The organism is Glaciibacter sp. 2TAF33, from assembly GCF_052114945.1.
Classification (GTDB): domain Bacteria; phylum Actinomycetota; class Actinomycetes; order Actinomycetales; family Microbacteriaceae; genus Cryobacterium.
In genome coordinates this window covers 225,537-241,806 of the sequence record NZ_JBFRFS010000002.1, presented here as the reverse complement: position 1 = coordinate 241,806, position 16,270 = coordinate 225,537, and the positions used below count along the sequence as shown (strand labels likewise).

17 protein-coding genes are annotated in these 16,270 nt (G+C 64.1%); 9 read left to right on the top strand and 8 right to left on the bottom strand.

Annotated features, from left to right (window positions below):
- Positions 1-110 precede the first annotated feature (110 nt).
- The gene (locus tag AB4Y94_RS02725; RefSeq protein ID WP_441724473.1) at positions 111-734 is read left to right on the top strand and encodes a TRAP transporter small permease subunit; all 624 of its coding nucleotides are present in this window, start codon (positions 111-113) and stop codon (positions 732-734) included.
- Positions 731-2,269, top strand: a complete 1,539-nt coding sequence (locus AB4Y94_RS02720) for a TRAP transporter large permease (RefSeq protein ID WP_441724471.1) — start codon at positions 731-733, stop codon at positions 2,267-2,269. The genes AB4Y94_RS02725 and AB4Y94_RS02720 overlap by 4 nt, the downstream gene beginning before the upstream one ends.
- Positions 2,270-2,382: 113 nt before the next feature.
- Here AB4Y94_RS02720 and AB4Y94_RS02715 read toward each other — a convergent pair whose 3' ends face one another.
- Genes AB4Y94_RS02715 through AB4Y94_RS02705 form a run of 3 tightly spaced genes read right to left on the bottom strand, consistent with a single transcriptional unit; the run spans position 2,383 to position 5,206 of the window.
- On the bottom strand, positions 2,383-3,234 hold the full coding sequence (locus tag AB4Y94_RS02715; RefSeq protein ID WP_441724470.1) for an alpha/beta fold hydrolase: 852 nt from the start codon (positions 3,232-3,234) through the stop codon (positions 2,383-2,385).
- Positions 3,235-3,256: 22 nt separating this feature from the next.
- The gene (locus AB4Y94_RS02710) at positions 3,257-4,045 is read right to left on the bottom strand and encodes an SDR family NAD(P)-dependent oxidoreductase (RefSeq protein WP_441724468.1); all 789 of its coding nucleotides are present in this window, start codon (positions 4,043-4,045) and stop codon (positions 3,257-3,259) included.
- Between the two features lie 30 nt (positions 4,046-4,075).
- Complete coding sequence (locus AB4Y94_RS02705) at positions 4,076-5,206, bottom strand: zinc-dependent alcohol dehydrogenase (protein WP_441724466.1); 1,131 nt, start codon at positions 5,204-5,206, stop codon at positions 4,076-4,078.
- A 109-nt stretch (positions 5,207-5,315) separates the two neighbouring features.
- Between AB4Y94_RS02705 and AB4Y94_RS02700 the strand changes: the two genes are divergently transcribed.
- Genes AB4Y94_RS02700 through AB4Y94_RS02680 form a run of 5 tightly spaced genes read left to right on the top strand, consistent with a single transcriptional unit; the run spans position 5,316 to position 8,707 of the window.
- Entirely contained in the window at positions 5,316-6,092 is a 777-nt protein-coding gene (locus AB4Y94_RS02700) for an alpha/beta fold hydrolase (RefSeq protein WP_441724465.1), read from the top strand.
- A 1-nt stretch (position 6,093) separates the two neighbouring features.
- Positions 6,094-6,942, top strand: a complete 849-nt coding sequence (locus AB4Y94_RS02695; protein WP_441724463.1) for an aldo/keto reductase — start codon at positions 6,094-6,096, stop codon at positions 6,940-6,942.
- Entirely contained in the window at positions 6,882-7,109 is a 228-nt protein-coding gene (locus AB4Y94_RS02690; protein WP_441724461.1) for a hypothetical protein, read from the top strand. Before AB4Y94_RS02695 ends, AB4Y94_RS02690 begins: the two co-directional genes overlap by 61 nt.
- Positions 7,106-7,948, top strand: a complete 843-nt coding sequence (locus tag AB4Y94_RS02685; RefSeq protein WP_441724459.1) for an aldo/keto reductase — start codon at positions 7,106-7,108, stop codon at positions 7,946-7,948. Before AB4Y94_RS02690 ends, AB4Y94_RS02685 begins: the two co-directional genes overlap by 4 nt.
- Positions 7,949-8,707, top strand: coding sequence for an SDR family NAD(P)-dependent oxidoreductase (locus AB4Y94_RS02680; protein ID WP_441724457.1), 759 nt, complete (start codon positions 7,949-7,951; stop codon positions 8,705-8,707).
- 60 nt (positions 8,708-8,767) lie between these two features.
- Here the strand turns inward: AB4Y94_RS02680 and AB4Y94_RS02675 are convergent, their stop codons facing one another.
- From AB4Y94_RS02675 to AB4Y94_RS02655, 5 genes are all read right to left on the bottom strand, one after another.
- Complete coding sequence (locus AB4Y94_RS02675; protein WP_441724456.1) at positions 8,768-9,232, bottom strand: VOC family protein; 465 nt, start codon at positions 9,230-9,232, stop codon at positions 8,768-8,770.
- 41 nt (positions 9,233-9,273) lie between these two features.
- On the bottom strand, positions 9,274-10,206 hold the full coding sequence (locus AB4Y94_RS02670) for a cyclase family protein (RefSeq protein ID WP_441724455.1): 933 nt from the start codon (positions 10,204-10,206) through the stop codon (positions 9,274-9,276).
- 27 nt (positions 10,207-10,233) lie between these two features.
- Entirely contained in the window at positions 10,234-11,109 is an 876-nt protein-coding gene (locus AB4Y94_RS02665; RefSeq protein WP_441724454.1) for a TIGR03619 family F420-dependent LLM class oxidoreductase, read from the bottom strand.
- A 29-nt stretch (positions 11,110-11,138) separates the two neighbouring features.
- Entirely contained in the window at positions 11,139-12,401 is a 1,263-nt protein-coding gene (locus AB4Y94_RS02660; protein WP_441724453.1) for a cytochrome P450, read from the bottom strand.
- 83 nt (positions 12,402-12,484) lie between these two features.
- A complete protein-coding gene (locus AB4Y94_RS02655; protein ID WP_441724451.1) occupies positions 12,485-12,994 on the bottom strand; it encodes a nuclear transport factor 2 family protein in 510 nt (169 codons plus the stop codon).
- A gap of 128 nt (positions 12,995-13,122) precedes the next feature.
- On the opposite strand from AB4Y94_RS02655, the gene AB4Y94_RS02650 reads away from it, so the two are divergent.
- Together AB4Y94_RS02650 and AB4Y94_RS02645 are read left to right on the top strand one after the other, a co-directional pair.
- Complete coding sequence (locus AB4Y94_RS02650) at positions 13,123-14,169, top strand: alpha-hydroxy acid oxidase (RefSeq protein ID WP_441724447.1); 1,047 nt, start codon at positions 13,123-13,125, stop codon at positions 14,167-14,169.
- Positions 14,159-15,280, top strand: a complete 1,122-nt coding sequence (locus AB4Y94_RS02645; protein WP_441724445.1) for an LVIVD repeat-containing protein — start codon at positions 14,159-14,161, stop codon at positions 15,278-15,280. Before AB4Y94_RS02650 ends, AB4Y94_RS02645 begins: the two co-directional genes overlap by 11 nt.
- The last annotated feature ends 990 nt before the right edge of the window (positions 15,281-16,270 follow it).

Here is a 16,270-nt window from a genome sequence, read left to right as displayed (position 1 = left end):
ACAAGGCCGGACCCGTGCCGGGAACCATCAACAAAGGGGTTGAGTATGACGTACTCACGTGAGCTTAATTCGACCGCAGGAGCGGCAGTCTGCGCGACGGGAGGCCGCTGATGGCAACCGTGGATGACCCGACCGAGCGCGTACCCTGGCTGAAGTGGATCGACCGTTTCAGCACACTTCTGGCGATCCTCGGTGGCATTGCGATCGTTGGGCTGATGCTCAACGTCGCGCTTGACGTCGTGGGGCGCTTCGCCTTCAACCGTCCGTTGCCGGGTACGCTCGACCTCACACAGTTCGCGTGGATGCCGGCGCTCATCTCGCTCGGGCTGGGGTATTCGCTCCTGCGCAACGAGCACATCCGCGTCAACCTCCTGACGGCGCCGACCGGCCCGCGTACCCAGCGGGTCATCGAGATCGTCTCGATGGTCTTCACGTTGGTGACCGTGGCGTTCTTCATCTGGTACGGCGCCGAGAAGGCCGCCGAAGCGTTGAACTTCGGAGAGAAGGCCGTCGGCACGCCGTGGCTGGAAATCTGGCCGTTCCGCTGGATCGTTGCCGTAGGCATGGTCGGCTTGCTCCTGCAGACACTCGCGACCCTCTTGAGGGCGATAACGGTGGAGAACTTCGTTCCGGCCGACGACGACGAGACGACGGCTGTAATCGAGGCGGAAGTGACTGTATTCGACGAACTCAAGGACGAGCTCGTCACGACCGGGAATGTGGAGAAACGATGAGCACGACCTTGCGCGAAGCGCCCCAACAGGCCAGGATCAAGACGCCGGTTGAGATCAAGGACGCGTTGACCGCACGTCGGTTCACGATCGGCCTGATCGTGACGGCGGGCGTGACAGTCCTCCTGACTCTCTATTTGTTCGTTTTCCCCTCCAGCAAGCTCATCGTCGGCTTCGTCATCATCCTGCTCATGATGGCGCTGATGCTGTTCAAGATTCCGATCGGCATCGCGATGTCCGGTGCAGCGATGCTCGGACTGTACCTTCTCGTCGGGCCGCGGGCCGTTGAAGGGACACTGAAGGAAGTCGTCTTCCAGTCGTTCGCCTCCTGGTCGCTGAGCGTCATCCCGATGTTCGTTCTGATGGGTGTCGCCCTCGGGAAGAGCGGGTTGATGAGTGGCGCGTATGACGCCGCCCGCAAGTGGCTCAGTCGACTCCCAGGCGGGCTGGCGATCGCGACCACCTTCGCCGGAGCCGGCATGGCGGCAACAAGCGGCAGCACGATCGGCATCGCCTACGCGATCGGCCGGGTCTCGATCCCTGAGATGATCCGCTCGGGCTACAAGCCCAGCCTCGCGATGGGGGCGACCGGCATGGCCGGGACCCTGGGGCAGGTCATCCCGCCGAGCGTTCTCCTGGTGATCTATGCCGGCGTCGCTGAGACCCCGGTGGGTCCGCAGTTGCTCGCGGGCATCCTCCCCGGGCTCGCCCTGGCGGCTTTGTTCACGATCGTGATCATCCTGTGGGCGTCGTTCAGCCCGCGGTCCGCACCCCGTGGCGTCCGCTACTCCTGGCAAGAGCGGCTGGCCTCGCTCATCCACGTGGTGCCGATGCTGATCATCATCGTGGTCGTCCTCGGCGGAATCTACTTCGGCGTTTTCACCGCGACGGAGGCCGGGGCCTACGGTGCACTGATCACCCTCATCCTGGGCCTGATCGTGGTTGTGGGACGGTCCAGGAAGGGCCTCAAGCGCGGCGTCACGACGATCCCGACTCGCAAGGTCGTCGGAACCTTCTTCTCCAGCACGATGATGGAGGCGGTCTCCGCAGTCGCCGCCGTCATGCTGCTCCTGGTTGGGGTGAACCTGCTCACCCGCGTCATGGCGCTGAGTGGCCTGGCGAAGTGGGTGGCCGACGCTGTCATCAACCTCGGCCTGTCTCAGCTCGGATTCCTGCTGCTGCTTATTCCGGTGTACCTGGTGCTTGGATTCTTCCTCGACACCCTGGCGATGATGCTGTTGACCATCCCGGTGTTCATGGGTCCACTTGTCGCGCTCGATGTCGACCTGATCTGGTTCGGCGTGTTCCTGATCGTGCTCGCCGAGATCGACCTGGTGGCACCACCGCTGGGCGTGATGAACTTCGTCGTCCTGGCGATATCGCAATCCAGCACCAAGGGCATGGGCCTGAAACTCAAGATCACCGACGTGTTCAAGGGCGTGATGCCGTTCATCGCAGCGTGCGTCGTGTTCCTGGTGATTCTTATCTTCTGGCCGGACCTCGCACTGTGGCTACCCGGACAGGCGGCAGCCAAGTAGCATCCGCTCCAATCAGGGATCGAGCCGGTCTCCAGCTCACGGTGGCATCCGCATCCCGCCCCTTCTTCGTCGCTCTCGTCGAGGAAGGGGCGGGATGCGACATTCAAAGCAGCTCAGCAGCGTGGCGTGAGGGCGTCCCACAGGGTGATGATCGCCGCTGCAAGGTCGCCAGGGCGGTCCTCCAGCGACGCCGGGGCGCGTGGGGCCAGCTCGATCACGAGCTGAGCCGACGCGGCGAGCTCGGCGGCGAGCTTCGGCGCCTGGCGCCCGATGTGCGCATCCTCGTCCGCGGTGGCGAACTCGAGTACCGCTACCGGCACCTGCAGTGAGCGCAGGGCTCCTTCGAGGTCATACGCGGTCACCGCGCGATAGAAGTGCCGGCGGTAGCGGATCGCCTGCAACCGGTCGATCGCCTCGTTAATCGACCACTCCGGCGCCGTGAACTCGGTGACGGCCCTGGCCTGTTCCATCCACTGTGAGGGGGAATCATCGGTGTGGTCGGCGAGCAGCGCTCGAACCGAGGGATGCTGCCCCAGGGTGGTGCCGCGCTCCGTGTTGGACAAAACGATGCTGTGGGTGAAACCCGCGAAGATGAAGCCGTCGATCGCCTCCGGGTGTGCAGCTGAGATCGCGGCCCCGAGCTTGTTCCCGCCGTTCATCCCGTAGAGGGTGTAGTGGGAACCGACTATCGCGACGGCGGCTTCGTGCAGTGTCTGGGCGAGAGCGGTGATCGTGCGCGGCCCGTCAGGAAGGAACGATTCGCCCGTGCCCGGGGGATCGAGTGCCACCACCTGGCAGTTCTCAGCGAGGAGGGGGATCAGCCTGCGATACATCCGTGACGAGCGTCCACCGTGCGGGAGCAACACGAGCGGGTCGCCTTTTCCCGCGGTCAGGAACCGAACCTGCCCGTCGTTGGTGTCGGTGAATCCCTGGCGAATCCGAAGCGACGCGTCCATCGCTGGCATGCTCCCTCTTATCGGTTCCCGTTCAGCGCGGAACGACGAAACCGCCGTTCGGCCGGAAGGTCTGTCCAGTCACGAATCTTGCCTCGTCGGAGACGAGGTAGACGATTTGCCATGCGACGTCACTCGGCTCGCCGACCAGGTGGAGCGGCGAAAGGGAACGATATGTCTCGAGCTGGTCCTCCCACCCAGCGGAGAGCTCACCATTGGGGAGAGTGTAGTTACGGCGGATCATCGGAGTATCGATGTATCCCGGTGCGACGGCATTCACGCGCACGCCATCGGACCCCAGCGCCAGTGCCATCGTGCGAGTCAGCTCCACAACCGCAGCCTTGGAGGCGACGTACGCGAGCTGTGCAGGCAGGGGTCTGTCCAGCCCGCCGGTGGCAAGGTTGACCATGCTGCCCTTACGAGCAATCAAGTGCTTGGTCGCCGCGCTGCACACGTTGAGCGCGCCGAAGAAGTTGACTTCCATCACCCGTCGCACGGCGTCCGTGTCGATATCGTGCGGATCGATGTCGATGAAGATCCCCGCGGAATTGATGACCGCGTCGATGCCGCCGTGCTCGGCCGCCGCGCCGTCGAGCGCTCGTTCAACCGCAGCCGCGTCCGTCACGTCGAGCTGCATCGCGTGCACCGTCCCGCGCAGGCCGAGGCTATTGATCCGATGCGCCTCGGCGTCGAGGCGATCAGCGAAGAGGTCCGCGGCGACGACTACGGCGCCTTCAGCTGCGAACACCTCCGCGATTCCCGCTCCGATCCCGCTTGCGGCGCCGGTGACGAGAATCACTCGTCCTGCTACGTCGAATGCCATGATCTCTGCTCCTTCACCTCTCGGCCCGGTTCAGGCCCGCGGGTCGAGAGCCACTTTGATGGGCCGTTCTTCGGTCTGGTATGCGGCTGTGCGGATCGCGTTCGTCACGTCTTCGAGGGGGAAGACGTGAGTGATCCAGTCACCGACGTCAAGCCCCTGCTCACGCAGCCCTCGCGCCTTCTCGAACGCCTTCTCCACCGTGTTCGGATGCGAGAGGCGCCCCTTGAGGGTGATTTCCTTCCACATCAGCAGTCGCCAATCGAATGGCTGCGTGGAGGGGTTCGGGGACGCAGAGCTGACGACTGTTCCGAGCACGCGGACCAGGTTCATGGCGAGTGCTTTGCCGGCCGGTGAGCCGGATACCTCGATCACCCCGTCGACGTCGCCGTGTTGTGCCACGATGGCCGCCGCCGTCTCGAGGATTGCGTCCGGGGAGCTGTCCCTGGTGGTCACGAATGTCGTCGCGCCGAATCCCGCCGCAAGCTCCAGCCTCTGGGCATCTGCTTCGAGCCCGATCAGTGTCGCGCGGCGACCAGTGGCAATGGCTGCGAGCGCACAGCTGAGACCCTGGGGGCCCGGCCCGATCACAGCGATGTGACCGCCATCGGGGACATCGGTAGCATCGGCCCAGCGGATGCCGTTGGCAAAGGGCGAACTCGCCACGAGCGCAGTCCGGTCGGAGAAATCCGCCGGAACCGGATAGACGACAGCCTCCGGGGGAACGAAGGTATGAGTGGAGTACCCGCCCCACAGGTAAGGAGGCTCTTTCGCCGAAAGCGTGCCATAACCGTTCTTGAGACCCCGTCGCTCGCAGAGGTAGTACTGGCCATGATCACAAGCGTGGCATCCCTCCGTGCACGGCCACCTGGCCTCGACCACGACCTTGTCGCCAACCGTGAGATTGCGGCGGTCGGCCGCGGCGGCGCCGATCTGGGCAACCCGCCCCACGATCTCATCACCGAAGATGACTGGAACGCGCTCGTTCACGTAGTCGAATGCACCCCGGTACATGGCAAGCTCTGAGCCGTCCACGCCGCACAGGATCACCTCGAGGAGCAGATCATCCGGGCCGATCACGGGGATTGGGAAGTTCTCCAGCCCCATGTCCTCTGGGCCGCGATAGGCCGCGGCACGTGCGAAAGATGGTGAGCCTGTTATCACGGAGGTCCTTCCAGGCAAATCGGCGGTGATTACTATGCGGGATTGTCACGAGCGTAGCAGTGTGCTTCAGTGTCCTTACAATCTCAATAATATTTATAGGAGTTAATTCATGCCGGACCTGACACTTTTTGCCCAACCACCCGCCGGCCGCTCCGATGCGCCTCTTCTGATTCTCGGTCCCGCACTTGGTGCGCCCGCCTCGATGTGGGACAAGGTTGCCGCGCTGCTGGCACCGGATTACCGCACACAGACGTTCGAACACTTCGGTTTCAATGGCGCACCGGTTCTCCACGAATCCTTCTCAATCGCTGACCTCGCTGATGCCGTCGTGCGCGTGATCGATGCCGCTGGCGTGGAGAAGGCCTACTACGCGGGGGACTCGATCAGCGGGGCCGTCGCCCTCGAGCTTGCCCGCCGGCATCCCGGCCGTGTCGCGGCGGTCGCAGCAGTGTGCAGCGTGGCACGCAAGACGGGGGACCCGAGCATGGCGCCCCTTGCAGCTGCCGTGCGATCAGAAGGAACGGCGGCGCGAGCAGATGACATCGGCGCCCGTTGGTTCGCCCCGGGGTCCCAGGACAAGCACGCCGCTGAGATCGATTCCCTGGTAGAAGCCCTGTCTAGTGCCGACGATGAGACGTACGCACGCTACCTCGACGCCCTCGACGTCCACGACGTAGGCGACCACGCCGGTGATATCACGATTCCCGTGCTCGCTGTCTGGAGCGAGTTTGACACTGGTGACGGCGAAGGCAAGATGCGGTACATAGCTGAGAATGTGCAGCAGGGGACCCTGATTGGGATCAGCGGAGCGGGCCACGTACCGCCGCTTGAACAGCCTCAATCGGTTGCGGAGGCGTTCCGCGCCTTCTTCCCCGCAGGAGAGTGAATTGACGCCCCCGGCAATGGAGTACCGGCACCTGGGTCACAGCGGTCTGCAGGTGTCGAGGTTGTGCCTCGGGACGATGATGTTCGGGGGTGCGACCGATCCAGCGACGGCACAGCGGATCATCGGCAGCGCCCGTGAGGCAGGTATCAACTTCATCGACACTGCTGACGTCTACAACGCAGGCGAATCAGAAGTCGTGACGGGGGCTGCCATCAGGGACGATCGTGATGGCTGGGTGCTGGCGACCAAGTTCGGCAACCCGATGGGGCAGGGGCCGAACGACCGGGGCCAATCGCGGAAGTGGATCATCGCCGCCGTTGAGTCGAGCCTGCGGAGGCTGGGTACCGATTACATCGACATCCTGTATCTGCATCGGAGCTTCGACGACGCCGCGCTGCCGGAGGCAGTGCGGGCTCTGGGCGATCTGATCCGACAGGGGAAGCTGAGGCACTTCGGGGTTTCGAACTTCTCAGGGTGGAGGCTGGGCCTGACATGCCAGCTCGCGGATGAGTTCGGTTTGGATCGGCCGGTCGCGAGCCAGCCGGTGTACAGCGTGGTCGAGCGTAGCGCGGAGCGTGAGCTGATTCCGGCAGCCGGGCACTATGGTGTCGGGGTGGTCAGCTACAGCCCGCTCGCCCGAGGGGTGCTGACCGGCAAGTACCAGCTGGGAGTATCGCCGGATCCGGCAAGCCGCGTGGGTCGTGGCGACCCGCGGATGCTGCAGACCGAGTTCCGGAGAACTCGCTCGTGGTCGCCGAACGGCTTGCGCGCCATGCCGCGGGTAAGGGAATGGATCTGGCGAGCTTCGCGCTTGGCTGGGTCCTGGCAAACCCTGCCATCACCTCGGTGATCGCGGGACCCCGTACTTACGAGCAATGGGACGCGTACCTGGCCTCCGCTCTGACGCAGATCGACAGTGACGACGAAGCCGCGGTCGACGAACTCGTATCGCCGGGGCATCCTTCCACTCCGGGATACAACGACCCCGCATACCCGGTGGAAGGACGACTGGCGTGAGCGGACTCGCCCCGGTACTGGAACTCAACGATGGGGCGTCGATACCGCAGCTTGGTATGGGGGTCATGTACATCCCCGCCGGGGATCTGCCTGCTCTGCTCGCCGATGCCGTGACGCTCGGCTTTCGACATTTCGACACCGCGACTCACTACGGCAACGAGGCGGGTATCGGTGAGGGCATCCGGCGACTCGACCTTTCCAGGGAGGAGTTGTTCGTCGCCACGAAGCTGCCCAACGCCGCCCATGGCTACGATGCCGCGCTTCGCGCCTTCGACCGGAGCGAACAGGCGATCGGGCACATAGATCTTTACCTGCTGCACTGGCCTCAGCCGCCGAAGGGGAAGTACCTCGAGACCTGGCGGGCGATGGTGCGCCTGCGCGGGGAAGGGAGGGTGCGTTCCATCGGTGTGTGCAATTTTCCCGCGCCGCTCCTGGACGAACTGATCGCAGACACCGGTGTTGCTCCGGCGGTCAACCAGATCGAACTGCATCCGGCGTATCCACAGCCGGCGACGCGGGCCGCGAACCAGGCGCGCGGCATCCTCACCGAAAGCTGGAGCCCGCTGGAGCATGGACGCGCGATCACGCACCCGACGATCACGGCGATCGCTGACATCCACGGATGCTCGCCGGCCGCCGTCGTTCTCCGCTGGCACCTCGACCTCGGGCTCGTCGTGATTCCGAAGGCGGCAACTCCAGCGCACCTGGCGTCGAACTTCGCGGCACTCGAGATCGTGTTGAGCGCCGAAGACCATGCGGCGATTGCCGCCCTCGCGCGAGCGGACGGTGGCTTCGGCCCCGACCCGATGGTGCACACAACGGAGCAAGGAGCGGAATAGATGGCATCAGAGAACAAGGTCGCGCTGGTGACCGGTGCGTCCGGCGGCATCGGCCGCGAGATCGCGCTGCGCCTCGCCGCTGACGGACACCTGGTGCTGGCACACTATGGCAGGGATGCCGAGCGCGGGGCGGAGACCGCGCGCCTGATCGAAGACATCGGCGGTAAGGCGATTGCGCTCGGCGCGGACCTGACGAGCGTCGATGCGATCGGTGATTTCTTCGCTAGGGTCGACGCTGAGCTCCTGGGGTGGGGCGTCGACAACCTCGACGTGCTTGTCAACAACGCAGGCGTCAGCGCTCCAGGTTGGATCGACACGGTCGATGAGTCCGCTTTCGACCGGCTCTTCGACACGAACACCAAGGGCACGTTCTTCGTGACCAAGCATGCGGTCGAACGGCTCCGTGACGGCGGTCGAATCGTGAACATCTCGTCGATGGTGTCCCGCGCCGCGTACCCCCGTTCCATCGCATACGGCATGAGCAAGGCCGCCATCAACTCGTTCAGCATCTCGCTCGCGGCCGGACTCGGCAACCGCGGGATCAGTGTCAATGCGGTTGCTCCGGGAGCCACGGAAACAGCCTTCATCGATGCCGTGACGTCCGATCCAGGCCGGCTCGCGGCCACAGTCGCGGGGACGGCACTGGGTCGACTCGGGCAACCCCGCGATATTGCGGCGATCGTCGCATTCCTGGCATCGGACGACGGCGCATGGATCACCGGGCAGATCATCGAGGCGAGCGGGGGAATGCACCTCTGACTGGGCTGCACAACCCCACTGCACGAACGCACTCGACGTTCGAATACCTGACCGGGACCCCTAAGAGTGTCGTTCCAGGAATTCCACGATGATCCCGTCGAGTAGGCCCTCGTAATACGCATAGCGGCCGTTGCCGGCCGGTAGTGGCGCCTCGAGGATCAACTGGGGATGGCTGCCGCGGTCTGTCGCCCGGGCAATGTGCTCCTCGATCGAGTCGACGAGGTACGCGACGTGGTGCACGCTCGCGCGGCCGCCGTGCGCGGCCAGGTGGTCGTGATAGGGAGACGGACCGTCCCCAGTCGGCTGGATGAGTTCGATGCGGATGTTGCCAGAGTCATAGAACGCGACGTCGGCGGAGTACGAGACGGTCCTGCCGCCGTATTCGGCGCCTGTGACCTCCAGAAGGAAGTGCCGGTAAAAGGTAAGGTCGCCGAGGAAGGCGCCGTTGATGTTGCTGGTCTCAGTGAAGTCGGGGACGACGAACCCGAGGTGGTAGATCGCCGGGTATCTGGGGTCAGATGCCACGTGGCATCCTCCGATCTGCAGTTTGGCTCGCCCAGCCGGTATTAGAAGATGGCCACAGGGTTCACAGGCGACCCTGTGCCGCGGCTGATAGCCAAGGGTGTGATCGCAGTGAAGAAGGTCCAACGCGACCGTTTACGGCAGGCGGCTACGAGCGCATCGAGAGCAGCGTTGTCGAGCAGCGGCATTCCCATATAGACGATGGCGCCGACATGAACCGGAACCCTTTCGGCACCGGTCTTTCGGGGCAGCGCGTCGTTCGCGCCGTCCGAGCCGAGCACCGCGATGCCCTTCTCGTGCAGCCATGGCAGACATGAGGCGTCGAGGCCGCCGACGTGTATCGCGCCACCTGCGAAGTCGCTGCCTGTTGCTGCGCGGCGAGCGGAGCGGCCGACGTAGATGAACAGGGCGTCCCCCTCCCGGATGTCGGTGCCCTGTGCAGCGAGTGCGGCGTCGAGCTCGTCAGGCACAACGGGGGAGAGGGGGTCGACGAAGTCGGTGCCACGGAGGGCAGGGATGTCGAGCAGTACACCCCTGGTCACGATGCCGTCGCGGAAGGCTTCGATCGAGTTGGCGTCTGCTCCCGTGGAGCGCACAAGTCCTGCCGGGCGGTCGTTGTACATGCGCCCGTCGTAGAACACGTGGCACAGCGCGTCGAAGTGGCTGGTGTGGACCCCGTGGTAGTCGATCCCGACGAAGTCAGTCGCCGAGGCGTATCCGGGGCCCGCGTCCTCGCCATCCTTGAGCATCACGTGTCGCGTGGGCGGTTCAGCAGAAGCCAGGGAACCGGACAGGTCGATCGAGCCGAAGCCGACGACGACGCCTTCCTTGATTTCCGTGGCTGCGCGTGCGGTAACCGCTGGGGTGATGAGGTTCACTGTTCCGCGCTCGTCGTCGGCGCCCCACCGCCCCCAGTTGGATACCGCATCAAAGATTGCGGGGAGTTCCTCGTCGGTGATCAGTCGTGCCTGCTTCATGTTCGTGCCTCTCGGTGAGTAGCTGGTTCACGCGTGGATCACGCGCTCGGCGAAATCCAGGATCCAACGGCGCTTTTCTTCAATCGATACGTATGGCTCCCCGAGCACATGCTCGATCGGTCCGAATTTCGCCGCCGTGACGCCGATATCCTCTGCACGACGAAAGTCATCGCGGCCGGGGAGGGAGCCGTCGGCGTTGCGCTTGAGTCCGGCGAAGACCTCGAAGGGGTCGCCGTCGCGATCCGATTCACGACGTCCTTCGTCGATGATCGCAATCGCCGCCGCCAGTTCTTCTATGGTCCCCGGGGGGCCTATCCACCCGTCACCGATTCTGCCTGCGCGGCGGAGGGCTTGCGGGACGTAGGCGCCGATGTAGACAGGTATCGACTGGTGCGGTCGCGGCACGTTGTGGGTCGGAGGGAAATCGAAGTAGCGGCCGTGGTGTTCGACGGGACCGGGGCCCCACAGCTTCCTGAGAATCTCGATCATCTCAACGGTGCGCGGAACGCGTGTCGTGAAGTCGACGCCGGCGACATCGTATTCTTCCTTCATCCAGCCCAGGCCAACGCCGAGGGCGAACCGGCCCCCGCTGATCCGGGACGCCGTCGCGCACGATTTCGCCACGATGATCGGATTCGTACGGTTCGCCAGGATCATCACGCCGGGTGCGAATCTGAGGCGCGTGGTCGCCTGCAAGACGGCCCCGGCGGTGACGAGGACGTCCGAGAACGAATAGTCCCACGGCATGCCCCCGCGTTCATGTGGGTCCTTGTCTGCCGAGCCGGCCGGCATCAACCAGTGGTCGCCCTCCATGATGCCGGCGAAGCCGCACTCCTCGGCGAGGACCGAGAGTTCGACGAGGTCTTCGGGGAGAGTGTTGACGAACTGCAGCCAGTACTCCATCGTGTCTTCCGACGTGCCCGCGCCGCGGCTTACCGTGCGCCCGCGGGAACGAGTGTCGGCGAATAGCGCACCGGCATCCGCAAGAAGCCGACCGAGCTGTAATCGGGAAGCCATTCCGGCTCACCAACCGGTTGCATGTCGGGGAACCTCTCAACCGTCTTCTGGAAGATCGCGGCGAGCTCAAGGCGTACGAGGTTTCGGCCGAGGCACGCGTGGATTCCCTCGCCGAAACCGAGATGGGGATTGGGATTGCGGCGGATGTCAAATCGTTCCGGATTCGCGAAGACCCGGCCGTCGCTGTTGGCGGACGTCGTCGAGGCGATCACCCAGTCGCCGGAACGGATGTCACGCCCCCGGAATTCGAAGTCTCGGGCCGCCACGCGGAACCGTGTGCGGGACGGCGTGACCCAGCGCATGACTTCCTCGACCGCCGACATCGCGAGAGTCGGGTCATCCCGAAGGAGCTGTGCCTGGTCGGGATTGGTGAGGAACGCGTGCATGCCGACCGCGGTTGTGTTCCGTGTGGTATCGAGCCCACCGCCGATCATGATGGTGAAGTAGCTGCGCAGTTCATGGACGGTGAGCGGGTCGTCGTCAACTCTGACCTGCGTGAGCACGCTCGCGAAGTCATCGCCGGGATTCTCACGGCGGTCACGGGCCAGTTGCTCGCAGTAGTCCAGGAGCTCGGTGTGACCAGTGCGCGAAGTCAGGTTCAAGTCACCGTTGATTGTGAGGCTGGGGTCTCCTGGCGACAGCCAGCGCCAAGCAGACCGCTGCAGGTGGTCCCAGTCCTCTTCCGGTACGCCGAGCAGCCGGAGGATCACGCGTGCCGGCAGCTCCGAGGCGATGTCGTCGACCAGGTCGCACTCGCCTCGCTCGGCGATATCGTCGAGCAGGCCGTCGACGATCCGGTCGATGTCGTCCTTCATCTTGCGCACCGCCGGCACGCTGAAGTGCTTGTTGACAGGCTTTCGGTACAGATCGTGGATGGGCGGATCGTTGCGCGCCATGCTGACGTCAAAGCCCATCTCGTAGCGCTGCTCTGGTGTGTATCGCTTCGGGGTCTTGGGGATGCGCCCGTCCCACCGTGAACTGAAGTTCTCGTGGTCGAGCAGATAGTCCCGCACGTTCTCGTAGCCGGTGATGAACCAGAAGTCCCTGCCGTACGTCGGCGCGTGTGTCCAGTGCACGGGGTCCTCGGCACTGAACCGCTTCAAAATCTCGAGATCTTCGCGGGTCTTGTACCAGTCGGGATCGAGAATTTTGTCGTCATAGGCGGCGAGCTCGGACATGGCGCTCCCTTGCGGCTTAGATTGTTAACATTACTAGCTTAACGGTCGGCGCGCCACATCAGGGCGAGCCGAGGTCGAGCGGGTTATTCGAGCCCGAGGAGCCGTCGTCCCAGGTTGCGCCCGCGTTCGAGCATCGATGCATCCCCACGCTCCCACGTTACGTTGAGGTTGACCCGGGCGAGCTTCCAGCCTCCGGACGTGCGCACGAGGTCGTTGACGTAGTAACCGCCAAGTGTGTACTCAGCTCCCGGTTCGTTGGGCATGAAGTGGACCGCCTGCATGTACATGACGCAGGTCGCGCTGTCTCCGTCGATCGTGACGCGCGGGTTGGACATCTGGTGCTGGGTCGTTGCCAGACCCGTGAAGAGTATGCGGCGGCCCTCGACCCACTCTTCCGCGGTCATGGCGACCCACTCCTGCCCCAGGCCCGTGAACTCGGCCTCGGCGGCGGGGCGGAACTTCACCTGCACCTCCTCGACGAAAATCGAACGCCAGAGCGTCCAATCTTTGGTGTCGAGTCCGGTGGCATAGTCGTAAACGACCCGCTCGACCTCAGACCGGTCGAGAAGCAATCGCACATCATGGTTGGTCATTTTCAGCCCTTTCGTCACACGCCACTAGCCCGACGCTCCCCGTATATGCCAATGTTGTCAAGTATTGCTACTTTAGCAAGGCGTGTGATCTGGGCTGAGCTATCTGTGACGGCGCGAAGGGGTAGTGGATGCTTCTAACGCTGGCCGACTACGAGGCCGCGGCCACCCGAATCCTCGCTCCGGAAGTCGCAGCGTTCTTGGCCCAGGGTGCGGGATCGTCGCGGGCGGTTCGCCGAAACCTGTCGGCGTTTCAAGATGTATTGTTCTCGCCGCGCAGGTTCGTCGACGTCGACCGGGTATCAACGTCGACGACGGTTCTCGGCCGTGAGGTCGCGTGCCCGGTATTGATCGCACCAACCGGCCTGCAGCAGCTCGCCCATCCGGATGGGGAGCTTGCGACGGCTCGAGCTGCTGCGCGAGCGGAGACGGTCGCTCCCGCAGCAGCCCTGGCGACGTATCCGGTCGAGCTCATCGCGGACGCCGCGGACGGTGCCCCGGTGTGGCTCCAGCTCTACGACTACGGGCGCGAGCACATGGATGCGCTGATCGCTCGCGCGGAGGCCGCGGGCTGCGCGGCGGTCTGCGTTACCGTCGATGTGCCCGGGCGAACGAGGATGCGAGAGCACGATCGTCGAAACGACTTCAGGCCAACCAACAGGGTTGCTCTCGCTCATTTCAATGGGCCCACGCCCGAATTGCGTGCGCTCCTTCTCCCTGCCCTGGAGCACATCTGTACCGAGACGTCGCTTCCTGTCGTCGTGAAAGGTATTCTTCGCGCCGACGACGCCGACGTCGCCATTCGTGCTGGCGCTGCCGGCATCGTCGTGTCGAACCACGGTGGGCGGGAGTCCGGCTCCGTGCCATCGGCGGTCGAGGTGTTGCCCGCAATCGTCGACCGCGTCGGTGCTCGCGCGGAAGTGTATCTCGATGGCGGGATTCGGACAGGTGATGATGTCGCCAAGGCCCTGGCACTCGGAGCCCGTGCCGTCTTGATCGGGCGTCCGTCGTGGTGGGGGCTCGCCGTCGCCGGCGAAAACGGTGTCGCCCACGTGTTGGAGATCCTACGCGCGGAATTGAGCGAAACCCTCGTGCAACTGGGGTGCGCCGATGTCCGCGATCTCAATCGCGGATACCTCTATCAGGAAGGTCCCAATGGCAAGCGCGATGAACACTGAGCTCGTCTGCCACCTCGATGTGCCAGGCGGCGGCCAGGTGTGGGTAGACGGTGGGCGATGCTACGTCGCCCACATGCAGGCGCCGCACGGCACGAGCATCTATGACGTGGCGGACCCGTCGCATCCGGTTCTGCTTTCGGAGATCCAGATGCCAGAGGCGTGGCATTCGCACAAGGTCCGAGCCGTCGGCGACATCATGGTCGTCAACCACGAGGCTGTCGGCGAAGGTGGACCACAGGGCTTCCGAGGCGGACTGGCCGTCTACGACGTGTCCGATCCGTCGAATCCCACCCTGGCCGGCAAATGGGAAACCGGCGGGAAAGGGGTGCACCGGTTCGACTTCGACGGCGAGTACGTCTACCTTTCGGCCACTGCCGACGGCTACGTCGGGAACATCGCGTTCATCATCGATGTTCGGGATCCGGCCGCGCCGCGCGAGGTTTCCCGCTGGTGGATCCCCGGCCAGTGGGCGGACGGCGGCGAGGAATACCCGTGGGACGACTTCGTGCCTCCCCGGTGCCATCATCCGCTGCGCGTGGGTGACCGGCTCTACGTGAGCTACTGGCATCACGGCTTCTTCATCCTGGACATCTCCGACCTCGAGCATCCGGTCGCCGTCGGACACTCCCGCCGCAGCCCCACATTCCCGCATCCAACGCACACCTGCCTGGTCCTGCCGGAGAAGGTCCGAGGGCGCCGATTCATGGTCGTCGCCGACGAGGACGTGTCGAAGATACACCCCGCACCGCCGGCTTTCGCGATGATCTATGACATTACGGAGGAGACGCTCCCGATCTCGGTTTCAACGATCACGGTTCCGGGTGTTGACATCGACGGAGCGCCGCAGGAGCCGTTCAACGGCTGCCACCAGCCCTCGGAACGCTTCCACGGCACCGTCATCCCGTTCGCGTGGTTCGCACAGGGCCTCCAGGTCTTCGATCTTGCAGAGCCGCTCGCACCCAGGCTCATCGGGTCATATCTACCGGACCCCGCGCCGGGGGAGGGCCGAGTGTCGTCCAACGACGTCACAGTGGATGCCAGTGGGCTGGTCTACCTGATCGACCGCATATCCGGGCTGGACATCATCCGCTTGAAGGTTCCCCCGAGCTAGCCCGTTGGCGATGGCTTGCTAGAACCAGGATTGCGCGGATTCCTTTTGGTGAACAGGTTCAAGAAGACCAACTCGAAGAAGGTGTCAGGCCCGGCGCGACCGAGCAAGAATCCGTCGAGCTCCGTGAGGCGAAGGAACGCGCTCCTGACGACGAGCGAGACGAAGTCCTCGGCAAACACCGCCGCGCGCAACGTCCCCTGCAAGCGCTTTGCAGTCGACCGCTCGGCTCCAGATGTTCTGGCGTCACAGAAGAGCGTCCGTCACAGCCTCCGCAAATCAGCACCATGATTTGCGATGTGCCCCCCAGCATCGCTGGAATGCGAGCGGGCTCGAGTGGCAATCAAGGAGGGCTGGGAAGGGCATGCTCCAGCGGATGCTGAAATGGAGAGGAAAAACGGACGCGTGTTGGAGGAAAACGGATTCCGCGCCATCCTTGGATCCGCGCCGTGCTGGGTTTCGCGAACAGCCCACCACAGGGCTGTTCTAAGAACTGTTGAAGAACAGCCAAAATTGAAACACATCTTAGGATGCTCAGGAGCGTTTCGTCCTTCTGAAGCATCCGACGTCAGGACTGGTGCTCATGGCTGCCCTCGTACTTGCGCCCAGCGGCGCCTTTTCGGAGCGGTCTCAGGGTCGCGAGGGGCCTATAGTCGCAGCCCCGATTCGAGTTCGCCCCGTCTAGCGATTTCCAGGATCGAGTCTGTGTCGGTGGTCCTGCTGTACGCGTTGTCCCAGACTCGATCTCGGCGTCGCTCGCTAGGCTGGGCGATTTTGCGGTCAGGCTCGGCGGCGGTGAGCTCTTCTTCGAGCAGGAAGGTGGCCATTTTGCGGGGTTGAAGTTGGCGCCCGTGATCGTGGCCATGGTTTGGGTGACGGCGAATCCAGGAATTCGCCGTCGCCCGGATGATGCCACGCCTTCTTTACCGTCGTCTTTGAGTCCCTGGTGCATCGATTTGATTGGCTGACGAGCGTGATCATGACGTGACCCAA